Raw genomic sequence first — 11,054 nt, forward strand, 5'->3', positions numbered from 1 at the left:
CTCGTCACATTCCTTCCCTGGTGCTGCGCATGGCGCCGAAGCCGGTCAGCCGGACCAGCAGCAGCGACAGCACGGTGGCGGCCACGACGAGGAAGGTCGCGACGGCGCTCGCGTAGCCGAAGTCGTAGCTCTTGAAGCCCGCCTCGTACATCAGGTACGGCAGGATCGCGGTGTCCGTGCCGGGGCCGCCCTGGGTCAGGATCAGCACGGTCTCGAAGTACGTCAGCGAGCCGACGACCATCAGCACGGTCGACGTGGTCGCCGTGTTGCGCAGCTGGGGCAGGGTGATCGAGAAGAACTGGCGGTAGCGGCCGGCGCCGTCGATCGCCGCGGCCTGGTACAGGACTTCGGGGATCTGCCGTGCCCCGCCCTGGTAGATCAGGGTGTGGAACGGGATGAACTGCCAGCCGCCGACGAAGACGATCGCGAGGAAGGCACCGGAGGTGGTGCCGAGCGTGTCGCCCCGGATGATGCCGAAGTTGGGGTCGAGCAGGGCGTAGAAGAGCAGCGAGATCGCCGTCGAGGACAGCAGGAACGGCACGAAGAAGACCGCGGAGAGCACGGCCCGGTTGCGCTGCCGGCCCGCCGCCCAGACGCCCAGCAGCAGCGAGACGACGGTCTGGAAGACCCAGCTGACGACGGTCAGCATCACGGTGACCGTCAGGGACTGGGTCAGGCGCGGGTCGTCGATCAGTTTCCGCCAGTTCTCCAGGCCCACCGGTTCGGGGTCACCGAGGCCGTTCCACCGGGTGAACGACAGGTAGAAGGCCAGTGCCATGGGGGCGGCGGCGAAGAACGTGAAGAACAGGACGCCGGGCAGGACCCAGGCGGTGTGCGGACGGCTGGGCCGCGCACCCTTCCCGGTCCTGCCCTTCGCCCCGGTGGTGACCGTGGAGCTCACTTCAGCCCCTTGAGCGCGGACACGAACTGCGCCGGCGACGACTTGCCCACGAACAGCTTGTTGATCTCGGTGAGCATCGGCGTCTGCCAGCTCGGGTCGACCGCCTGGTCCCAGCTGAGGGTGAAGGCCGGGGCCTGCTGCACCATCTGGTACTGGAACCTGGCGTACTCCGGGTTGGGGGAGGAGTCCAGCAGTTTCTCGGCGAGGGTCGTCGTCGGGACGTCGCCGTTGGCGATCAGGTCCTTGGTGTACGCCTCGGAGGCGCAGTCGCGCAGGAAGGCGATGGCCGCGTCCTTGTTGGCGACACGGGCGTTGACCGACCAGTAGTTGGTGGGGTTGCCGACGACGTTGCGGATGTCGCCGGCGCCGCCCTCGTACTGCGGGAACGCGAACCAGCCCAGCTCCTTGCGGGCGAAGTCCGGGAACTTGCCGAGCTGCGTGGGGTACTCCCACGAGCCCATCAGGTGCATCGCCGCCCTGCCCTTGGCGAACACGGCGGGCGCGCCGCCGTTGCTGTACCCCACCGAGCTGTAGCCCTTGCCGAAGGCGCCGTCGTCGATGAGCTGCTTGACCGTCTCGGCGGCCTTGAGGACGGCCGGGTCGCCCCAGCCGGAGGCGTCGCCGTTCTTGATCCTCTCGAAGACCTGGGGGCCGCCGATGCGGTCGACCAGGTACTCCAGCCACATCAGTTCGGGCCAGGTCTCGGCGCCGCCGAGCGCGAACGGGGTGATCCCGGCCTTCTTCAGCTTGGTGTTGATGTCGAGCAGCTGGTCCCAGGTGGTGGGCGGCTGCAGCTTGTGCTCGGCGAACAGCGTCTTGTTGTAGAAGACCATCACGGGCTGCATGCCGCGCATCGGGATGCCGTACATCTTGCCGCCCAGCGAGCCGGAGGCGAGGACGGAGGGCAGGAAGCCGTCCTTGAGGACCGAGTCGGTCCTGATGGTGTCGGTGAGGTCGATCAGCTGGTTGGCCTCCTGGTACGCCTTGATCGAGCCGCCGCCCCAGTTGAAGAACACGTCGGGGGCGTTGGGCGAGCCCATCGCGGTGCGCAGCTTGGCCGGGTAGTCGGAGGCGGGGATCTTCTGCAGCTTGATGCTGCCCTTGGTCTTCTTGGCCGCCGCCGAGGCGTTGAACCGGTCGATCGCCTGGGTCTGGATCTTCACGGCGTCGTCGCCGTACACCATCGCCGTGACGGTGCCGCCCCCCGAACCGCCGGAGCCGCCGCCGGAGCCGCAGGCGGTGAGTCCGGCGGCCGAGACGAGGGTGGTGGCGCCGGCGCCGAGGAACCAGCGCCTGCTGTAGGACTCCATGTGACGGCACCTCTCACGATGTTGTGTTTCCGAATGTTCGTCCGGCCGGTGTGTGCGGGTGGCCCAGGTGTGCGTGGCTGGAAACCGCGCGTAGCCGAATGTTTCGCATGGTGCTTCGAATGTTCCGGGAACTTATGGCGAGCAAGGGGGTTCGTCAAGGGGTTGCGCAGAGATACGATCGCCCGCATGAAACCTCCGAAGCCCGCAGAAACGCAGACCGCCACGCTCGCCGAGATCGCCCGCGAGGCCGGTGTGTCGGCTCCGACTGTTTCGAAGGTCCTCAACGGGCGCGCCGATGTCGCCCCGACGACCCGCAGCCGTGTCGAGGACCTGCTGCGGGCCCACGGCTACCGGCGCCGGCGGGCGGAGGCGACCCGCTCGCCGCTGATCGACCTGGTCTTCCACGAGCTGGAGAGCGCCTGGGCGATGGAGGTCATCCGGGGCGTGGAGAACGTGGCGCGGGACGCGGGGCTGAGCGTCGTGCTCTCCGAGAGCGCGGGCCGGCTCACCCCCGGGCGGACCTGGGCCGACCAGGTCGCCGCCCGCCGCCCGCACGGCGTGGTCCTGGTGCTGTCCGGGCTCGACGAGTCCCAGCGGGCGCTGCTGACCAGCCGCTCCATCCCGTTCGTGGTGATGGACCCGGCCGGTGACCCCGGTGCCGACGTGCCGTCGATCGGCGCGACCAACTGGCAGGGCGGGCTGGCCGCGACCCGGCATCTGGTGGAGCTGGGGCACACCCGTATCGGCGCGATCAGCGGGCCGTCACGGATGATGTGCAGCCGCGCCCGGGTCGACGGCTACCGGGCGGCGCTGGAGACGGCGGGGCTGCCGGTGGACCCGTCGCTGATCATGACCGGCGACTTCCACCACGAGGCCGGCTACCGGCTGGGCCTGAGGCTGCTGGGCCGCGAGGACCGGCCGACCGCCGTCTTCGCGGGCAACGACCTGCAGGCGCTCGGCCTGTACGAGGCGGCGCGCGAGCTGGGGCTGCGGATCCCGGAGGACCTGAGCGTGGTCGGCTTCGACGACCTGCCGGTGGCGCGCTGGGTGGGGCCGCCGCTGACGACCGTGCGCCAGCCGCTGACGGAGATGGCGGAGGCGGCGGCGAAGCTGGTGCTGGACCTCGGGCGCGAGGAGGAGTCGCCGGTGGCGACCCGGGTGGAGCTGGCCACGAGCCTGGTGGTGCGCAGCAGTACGGCGGCGCCGGCGGGGTGAGGCCGGGACGGGACCGGAGGGCTGGGGCGGGGCCGGAGGGCTGGGGCGGGGTTGGAGCGCCAGGACGGGACTGGAGGGCTGGGGCGGGGTTGGAGCGCCGGGACGGGACCGGAGGGCTGGGGCGGGACCGGAGCGCCGGGACGGGACCGGAGCGCCGGAATGGGGCCGGAGCGCCGGGACGGGACCGGAGCGCCGGACGTGTCGAAACTTTCGGAGATGAGATTTTCCGAAGAAAAGCCTCCTGTTGCCATCCCCCTGACGAGCTCTTCCCGACTCGGTCGTATGTTCCTCCCTGTGAGGGGACACAGCAGGGGACATGACAGGGAACGCGACGGGGGACACGGGGGCGGCGAGGAGGCCGGAAGACGGGCGGAGCCGGGGAGTTCGACGCGCTCGGGACGCTCGGGGGCGCTGAAGGCCGTGGGCCTCACCCTGGCCGGAGTCCTGGTGCTGGGCGCCACGGCGGCGGGCTGGGCGTACTGGCACCTGAACGGCAACATCACGGGCGTCGACATCAACAACGCGCTCGGCGACAACCGCCCGCCCAGGACGCTGGCGGCACCCTCGGGGGAGGAGTCCGACCTGCCCGGCGGCGCCCTCAACATCCTGGTCCTGGGCTCGGATTCGCGCAGCGGCACGGAGAACCAGGAGCTCGGCGGCGGCGACAGCGAGGGCGCGCGCTCCGACACCGCGATGGTCGTGCACATCGACGCGGGCCGGACCTCGGCCACCGTGGTGAGCATCCCGCGCGACACGCTGGTGGCACGCCCGTCCTGCCCGCTGGATTCCGGCGGCTGGACGGCGGCGGCGTACAGCGCGATGTTCAACAGCGCCTACTCGGTGGGCGGGCCGGTGTGCGCGGTCAAGACCGTCGAGTCGCTCACCGACGTCCGCATGGACCACTACGTCGAGATCGACTTCTCCGGCTTCGCGAAACTGGTGGACGCGCTCGGCGGGGTCACCGTCACCACCGAGCAGGACATCGACGACGACAAGAGCCACCTGCACCTGGAGGCCGGCACCCACCACCTGGACGGCACCCGGGCCCTCGCCCTCGCCCGCACCCGGCACGGGGTCGGCGACGGCAGCGACCTCGGCCGCATAGAACTGCAGCAGATGCTGGTCAAGGCCATGCTGGAGGAGGTCACCGCCACCGGCCTCCTGAACGACCCCGCCCGGCTCTACCGCGTCGCCGACGCGGTCACCGGCAGCCTGACCACGGACACCGGCCTGGACTCGCTCGCCGAGCTGACGACCCTCGCCCGGAGCCTGAAGGGCCTGCCGGCCGAGAACGTGAGGACGGTGACCCTGCCGGTGGTGACGGCCCCGTACAACCCCAACCGGGTGGTCGCGAAGGAGCCGGAGGCGAGCGAGCTGTGGGAGTCGCTGCGGTGACCGCTCCCGCGTTCCGGGGGCGTCAGCCCGCCGGGTGCCCGAGCAGCATGGCCGGGGCCCCCGCGACGCGGGTGAGGAACACCGTCGCCGTGTTCCTCCCGTGCGGCTTCGGGAGGACCTTGCGGCGCAGCTCCTCCGGCTCGACCGCGGAGCCGCGCTTCTTCACGGTGAGGATGCCGACCTCGCGCTCCCGCAGCAGGGCCCTCAACTTCTTGGCGTTGAAGGGGAGTCGGTCGGTGATCTCGTAGGCGGAGGCGTACGGGGTGGGGCGGAGCCCGTCGGCGGTGACGTACGCGATGGACGGGTCGAGGAGGCCGCCGTCGAGGTCCGCGGCGACCTCGGCCACGAGATGGGCGCGGATGACCGCACCGTCCGGTTCGTACAGGTAGCGCCCCGGCGTGCGGACCCGGGGGTCGGGCAGGCCGCGGGCGCGCAGGGTGCGGGGGCCGGGCAGCAGGGTCGCGCGGACCAGGCCCGGCTCGGTGCCGAACCACAGCACCGCCTCCTTCACGTCCCCGCCGTCGGAGATCCACTCCGCCTCGGCCTGCGGCGGGACCGCCTCGTGCGGGATGCCGGGGGCGATCTTCAGGGCGGCGTGGGGTGCCGCGAGGGCCGTGCCGACGGCCCAGGAGAGCGGGGGCGAGTAGGCCTCCGGGTCGAAGATCCGGCCCCGGCCCCCTCTCCGCGCCGGGTCCACGAAGACGGCGTCGTACGGCGACGGGTCCACCTCCGTCACGTCCGCCTCCCGCACCTCGATCAGACCGGTGAGTCCGAGGGCCTCGGCGTTCGCGCGGGCCGCGGCGGCGGTCAGCGGGTCCCGGTCCACGGCGAGGACCCGGATCCCCGCGCGGGCCAGCGCGATCGCGTCGCCGCCGATGCCGCAGCACAGGTCGGCGACGGAGGCCACCCCCAGCTCCCGCAGCCGCCCCGCCCGGTAGGCCGCCACGCTCGCCCGCGTCGACTGCTCGACCCCGTTCGGCGTGAAGAACATCCGCCCCGCGTCCTCGGCCCCGAACTTCGCCACCGCCCGCTGCCGCAGCCGGGCCTGGCCGAGCGCCGCCGACACCAGCTCGGCGGGGTGCTCGCGGCGCAGCCGGGTGGCGACGGCGAGTTCGTCGGCGGGGTCGGTGTCGCGCACCTCGTCCAGGAGGGCGCGGCCCTCGGGGGTGAGCAGCGAGGCGAAGGCGTGGAGGTGGTCGTTCACCGCCTCATTGTGAGCCAGCCGGTGGATGGTGTGCCTCGGGGCCGCGGTGTCGTTCCGGGTTCCGGGCGGAGGCCTGCGAGGATCCGACGCCATGGGACTAGTAGGACAAAATGACAAAAAGGGCCTCAGGGGGTCCCTGTGCCGCAGGGCGGGGATCCACGGCGGGCTCGCGGTTCTCGTCGCCGCCCTCGCCGCCGCCGCCCTCGCCTCGGGCTGTGCCCGGCCGAGCGCACAGGTGAGTCCGGCCCCCGGCCAGCAGCGCCTCCAGGCGCCGCCGGCCCGTTCCCTGGACTCCTACGCCGACCGCCTGCGCACCTCGTACGCGCAGCGGACGGCCGCCGCCAGGCGCTGGGGCCTGGAACAGGTCCCGCTCACGCCCCCGCCGCCGCCCGCCACGAAACCGAAGGTCACCGCCCGTCCGGGCTTCGAGGTGGAGCACCAGGGGGACTGGGACCTGCCCCCGGTCTTCACCACGGTCCCCACCAAGGACAAGGTCGTCTTCCTCACCATCGACGACGGCGCGGAGAAGGACCCCGCGTTCCTGCGCATGATGAGCGATCTGAAGATCCCGTACACGGCGTTCCTCACCAACTACCTCATCGAGGGCGACTACGACTACTTCCGCAGGATGCAGGCCTCCGGGGTCACCCTCAACAACCACACCCTGCGCCACCTGTACCTGCCGGGCCTGTCCTACGAGGAGCAGCGGCGCGAGATCTGCGACATGCAGGGCATCATGCGGAAGAAGTTCGGCAAGCGTCCGAGGATGTTCCGCCCGCCCTACGGCAACTACAACCAGGACACCCTGCGCGCCGCCAAGTCCTGCGGCATCGAGTACGTGCCGATCTGGAACGAGGAGGTCCACGTCGACCACTGGGAGTTCCGCGAGGACGACCAGCGGCTGCGCCCCGGGGACATCGTCCTCACCCACTTCCGGGGCCCGGGCGAGTGGAACGGCACGATGATCGACGACATGCGCCAATTCCTCGACCACGTGACGGCCAAGGGGTTCGCGGTGGCCCGGCTGGAGGACTACCTGTGACGCCGCGGCCGGCAGGGCCTGCCCGGAGTCTCCCGTCCGCGCCGCGGCGCCGGCCCTCCGGGCGGACGGCGGGAGACTCCCGACGGGCCCCGAGGCCGGGCCGCCTGGCCGCGGTCCTGCTCACGGCCGCGCTGCTGACCGGCCCGACCGGCTGTGCCACCTCCGTCGACCCCATCGAGCGGCTCGGCCGGAAGGCGGCGCAGGGAGTACGGCCGCACCGTCCGGCGGCGGAGCGGCCGTACCGCCGCTGGGGCCTCGTGTCCCCGCTGCCCGCGCCGCCGAAGCCGCCGGCCCGTCCGCCGCGGGCCGCCGGTGCCGCCCGGGCCTTCGGCCCGCCCCCGGTCGTGGACCACGTCAGGACGTCCGACCCGGTCGTCTTCCTCACCTACGACGACGGGGCGGAGAGGGACCCGCGGTTCGTCGACATGGTCCGTGAACTGCGGCTGCCGGTCAGCATGTTCCTCACGGACAGTGTCGTCGGACCGGGGTACGGGTACTTCGCGCACCTGAGGTCGGTCGGCGCGGACCTGCAGAACCACACCCTCGACCACCCCTTCCTGCGCGGCCTGCCCTACGCCGGCCAGCGCTCCGAGATCTGCGGCCAGCGCGACAAGCTCCGCTCCCGCTTCGGCGTCCGCCCCCGCCTCTTCCGCCCGCCCTACGGCAGCTACGACACGACGACCCTGCGCGCCGCCGCCGACTGCGGAGTCTCGGCCGTGGTCCTGTGGCGCGCCGCCACGACCGACACCGGCCTGCGCTTCACCCACGGCCCCCACGCACTGCGCCGCGGCGACATCCTCCTGGTCGCCTCGGACGGCGACGACCTCGCGGGCCCGTCGCTGCGCGAACGCACGACGCGCCTGCTCCGCGAGATCCAGCAAGAGGGCCTGACAGTGGGCCGCCTTCAGGACTACGTCTGATCAACCAGCCCGTCCGGGGGTCCCCCCTGCTCGAAGAGCTCGGGGGAGATCGAGGACGAGGCCGTTCAGGCCGGAGCGGGGGTCCGGGGGCGGCAGCCCCCAGGGCCGGTCACCGCAGCGAGGACCACCTTGCACAGACGTGGGTCAAAAGGAACTTCCCGGCCGACGCGCCACGAGGCAATTGGCACTCCGCTTGACCGAGTGCTAATCGCGGTCATAGTCTCGGCTCTGGCACTCCCCCCTGGAGAGTGCCAACAAAGCGACGGGCAGGTCCGGCACCCGCGACGACGGATCGACCTGGTCGCCACCTCAGACAGTTAACCCCGTGAGATCTCCGAAGGGGGAGGTCGGATCGTGACGACCGCCAGCTCCAAGGTTGCCATCAAGCCGCTCGAGGACCGCATCGTGGTCCAGCCGCTGGACGCCGAGCAGACCACGGCCTCTGGCCTGGTCATTCCGGACACCGCCAAGGAGAAGCCCCAGGAGGGCGTCGTCCTGGCCGTGGGCCCGGGCCGCTTCGAGGAGGGCAACCGCCTTCCGCTCGACGTCAGCGTCGGCGACGTCGTGCTCTACAGCAAGTACGGCGGCACCGAGGTGAAGTACAACAACGAGGAGTACCTCGTTCTCTCGGCCCGCGACGTGCTCGCGATCATCGAGAAGTAAGTCACCTCAGCATCCCCGCTGTGAGCTGCGCCCCTGGCCCCCGCGACCGATAACAGGCCGGGCGCCCGGGGCGCATGTCTTTCCACCAGATTTCCGAGAGGGCTCCCGCTGCCATGGCGAAGATCCTGAAGTTCGACGAGGACGCCCGTCGCGCCCTCGAGCGCGGCGTCAACAAGCTTGCCGACACGGTCAAGGTGACGATCGGCCCCAAGGGCCGCAACGTCGTCATCGACAAGAAGTTCGGCGCCCCCACCATCACCAACGACGGCGTCACCATCGCCCGCGAGGTCGAGATCGAGGACCCGTACGAGAACCTCGGCGCCCAGCTGGTGAAGGAGGTGGCGACCAAGACCAACGACATCGCGGGTGACGGCACCACCACCGCCACCGTGCTCGCCCAGGCGCTGGTGCGCGAGGGCCTGAAGAACGTCGCCGCCGGTGCCTCCCCGGCCGCCCTGAAGAAGGGCATCGACGCCGCGGTCAAGGCCGTCTCCGACGACCTGCACGCCTCGGCGCGCCCGATCGACGAGAAGTCCGACATCGCCGCCGTGGCCGGGCTGTCCGCCCAGGACCAGCAGGTCGGCGAACTCATCGCCGAGGCGATGGACAAGGTCGGCAAGGACGGTGTCATCACCGTCGAGGAGTCCAACACCTTCGGTCTGGAGCTGGACTTCACCGAGGGCATGGCCTTCGACAAGGGCTACCTGTCGCCGTACTTCGTGACGGACCAGGAGCGTATGGAGGCCGTCCTCGACGACCCGTACATCCTGATCCACCAGGGCAAGATCTCCGCCATCGCGGACATGCTCCCGCTGCTCGAGAAGATCATCCAGGCGAACGCCTCGAAGCCGCTGCTGATCATCGCCGAGGACGTCGAGGGCGAGGCCCTGTCGACCCTGGTCGTGAACAAGATCCGCGGCACGTTCAACGCCACCGCGGTCAAGGCCCCCGGCTTCGGCGACCGCCGCAAGGCGATGCTGCAGGACATGGCGGTCCTCACCGGCGCCACCGTCATCTCCGAGGAGGTCGGCCTCAAGCTCGACCAGGTCGGTCTGGACGTCCTCGGCTCCGCCCGCCGCGTCACCGTCACCAAGGACGACACCACGATCGTCGACGGCGCCGGCAAGAAGGAGGACGTGGAGGGCCGCGTCTCCCAGATCAAGGCCGAGATCGAGAGCACCGACTCCGACTGGGACCGCGAGAAGCTCCAGGAGCGCCTCGCGAAGCTGGCCGGCGGCGTGTGCGTGATCAAGGTCGGCGCCGCCACCGAGGTGGAGCTGAAGGAGAAGAAGCACCGTCTGGAGGACGCCATCTCCGCGACCCGCGCCGCGGTCGAGGAGGGCATCGTCTCCGGTGGTGGCTCCGCGCTCGTCCACGCCGTGAAGGTCCTGGAGGGCAACCTCGGCAAGACCGGCGACGAGGCCACGGGTGTCGCGGTCGTCCGCCGCGCCGCCGTCGAGCCGCTGCGCTGGATCGCCGAGAACGCCGGCCTCGAGGGCTACGTCATCGTCTCCAAGGTGGCGGAGCTGGAGAAGGGCAGCGGCTACAACGCCGCCACCGGCGAGTACGGCGACCTGGTCAAGGCCGGCGTCATCGACCCGGTGAAGGTCACCCGCTCCGCCCTGGAGAACGCCGCCTCCATCGCCTCCCTCCTGCTCACGACCGAGACCCTGGTCGTCGAGAAGAAGGAAGAGGAGGAGCCGGCCGCCGCGGGCCACGGCCACGGCCACGCCCACTGAGCGCTCCGCTGAGCTGAGCCACGTCACCGGTGCCCGGTGCCCCCTTGGGGCGCCGGGCACCGGTGTGTTTCGGCGTCTGCCCCGCTGGGGTTTGATGTCGGGTGCGGGTCGTTCGTGGTTGATCGCGCAGTTCCCCGCGCCCCTTGAAAGCAGTTGCCACTGCGTTCCTTGGAAAGGCGCCGCCCTCAGTCCTGGAAGGCGCCGCCCTCAGTCCTGGAAGGCGCCGCCCTCAGCCCTGCTGCCGGACCACGAACCGTACGTTCTCCGCCAGCACCGCCCGTGCGCCCGCCTCGTCCGCCAGCCGGGCCGCCAGGGTGGCCTCCGCCAGCCGCCCGGGCAGGGCCTCGGCGAACTTCAGGCCGCGTACGGCGCGGACGTCGACCTCGGGCAGGGTGAGGCCGGCGCGCGCGTCGGCCAGCGCCGCCTGCCAGGTCTGCGCCGTGAGGTCGTCGCGCAGGGCGATGAACCGGTCGTCCACGCGCCGGTGCGGGACCGTGACGGGGGAGAGGGAGGCCGCCAGGGTGGCGTTCGCCCGGTGTCCCGCCCAGGTCCACCAGCGCACGTCCCCGTCGCCGTCCCGGGTGATGAGCGTGGAGCCCGGGTGGACGACGTGCAGGTGCGCCTCCCGCGCCTCGGCGAGCCGCGCCGTGGCCCGCCGGGTGAGG

9 protein-coding genes and 1 pseudogene are annotated in these 11,054 nt (G+C 71.4%); 6 read left to right on the forward strand and 4 right to left on the reverse strand.

Features of this window, described 5'->3' with window-relative positions; translation table 11 throughout:
* Positions 1-4: 4 nt before the first annotated feature.
* Both RH94_RS16350 and RH94_RS16355 read right to left on the reverse strand, forming a co-directional pair.
* Positions 5-901, reverse strand: a complete 897-nt coding sequence (locus RH94_RS16350) for a carbohydrate ABC transporter permease (protein WP_073948325.1) — start codon at positions 899-901, stop codon at positions 5-7.
* Positions 898-2,211 (reverse strand): ABC transporter substrate-binding protein, encoded by a 1,314-nt coding sequence (locus tag RH94_RS16355; protein WP_073948326.1) that lies wholly within the window; start codon positions 2,209-2,211, stop codon positions 898-900. The genes RH94_RS16350 and RH94_RS16355 overlap by 4 nt, the downstream gene beginning before the upstream one ends.
* 186 nt (positions 2,212-2,397) lie before the next feature.
* On the opposite strand from RH94_RS16355, the gene RH94_RS16360 reads away from it, so the two are divergent.
* Together RH94_RS16360 and RH94_RS16365 are read left to right on the forward strand one after the other, a co-directional pair.
* Positions 2,398-3,426, forward strand: coding sequence for a LacI family DNA-binding transcriptional regulator (locus RH94_RS16360; protein WP_073948327.1), 1,029 nt, complete (start codon positions 2,398-2,400; stop codon positions 3,424-3,426).
* Between the two features lie 282 nt (positions 3,427-3,708).
* Complete coding sequence (locus RH94_RS16365; protein ID WP_079189062.1) at positions 3,709-4,821, forward strand: LCP family protein; 1,113 nt, start codon at positions 3,709-3,711, stop codon at positions 4,819-4,821.
* Between the two features lie 22 nt (positions 4,822-4,843).
* Here the strand turns inward: RH94_RS16365 and RH94_RS16370 are convergent, their stop codons facing one another.
* The gene (locus RH94_RS16370) at positions 4,844-6,025 is read right to left on the reverse strand and encodes a THUMP-like domain-containing protein (RefSeq protein ID WP_073948328.1); all 1,182 of its coding nucleotides are present in this window, start codon (positions 6,023-6,025) and stop codon (positions 4,844-4,846) included.
* Positions 6,026-6,116: 91 nt separating this feature from the next.
* On the opposite strand from RH94_RS16370, the gene RH94_RS16375 reads away from it, so the two are divergent.
* The 4 genes from RH94_RS16375 to groL all read left to right on the forward strand — a co-directional run bounded on the left by RH94_RS16375 (position 6,117) and on the right by groL (position 10,389).
* Complete coding sequence (locus tag RH94_RS16375) at positions 6,117-7,067, forward strand: polysaccharide deacetylase family protein (RefSeq protein WP_073948329.1); 951 nt, start codon at positions 6,117-6,119, stop codon at positions 7,065-7,067.
* Positions 7,068-7,171: 104 nt separating this feature from the next.
* Entirely contained in the window at positions 7,172-7,987 is an 816-nt protein-coding gene (locus tag RH94_RS16380; protein ID WP_073948367.1) for a polysaccharide deacetylase family protein, read from the forward strand.
* A 354-nt stretch (positions 7,988-8,341) separates the two neighbouring features.
* Positions 8,342-8,650, forward strand: coding sequence for a co-chaperone GroES (gene groES, locus RH94_RS16385; RefSeq protein ID WP_073948330.1), 309 nt, complete (start codon positions 8,342-8,344; stop codon positions 8,648-8,650).
* A 113-nt stretch (positions 8,651-8,763) separates the two neighbouring features.
* Positions 8,764-10,389: a chaperonin GroEL gene (gene groL, locus RH94_RS16390; RefSeq protein ID WP_073948331.1), complete on the forward strand. Its 1,626-nt coding sequence runs from the start codon at positions 8,764-8,766 to the stop codon at positions 10,387-10,389.
* A 229-nt stretch (positions 10,390-10,618) separates the two neighbouring features.
* Here the strand turns inward: groL and RH94_RS43545 are convergent.
* A pseudogene (locus RH94_RS43545) lies at positions 10,619-11,054 on the reverse strand (DEAD/DEAH box helicase); the annotation flags it as partial.

Source organism: Streptomyces kebangsaanensis (assembly GCF_001906585.1).
Lineage (GTDB): Bacteria > Actinomycetota > Actinomycetes > Streptomycetales > Streptomycetaceae > Streptomyces > Streptomyces kebangsaanensis.

Coding starts and splice junctions, on each gene's coding strand:
- RH94_RS16355 (WP_073948326.1), bottom strand. CDS start 2,211: ATGGAGTCCTACAGCAGGCGCTGGTTCCTCGGCGCCGGCGCCACCACC.
- RH94_RS16360 (WP_073948327.1), top strand. CDS start 2,398: ATGAAACCTCCGAAGCCCGCAGAAACGCAGACCGCCACGCTCGCCGAG.
- RH94_RS16365 (WP_079189062.1), top strand. CDS start 3,709: ATGTTCCTCCCTGTGAGGGGACACAGCAGGGGACATGACAGGGAACGC.
- RH94_RS16375 (WP_073948329.1), top strand. CDS start 6,117: ATGGGACTAGTAGGACAAAATGACAAAAAGGGCCTCAGGGGGTCCCTG.
- groL (WP_073948331.1), top strand. CDS start 8,764: ATGGCGAAGATCCTGAAGTTCGACGAGGACGCCCGTCGCGCCCTCGAG.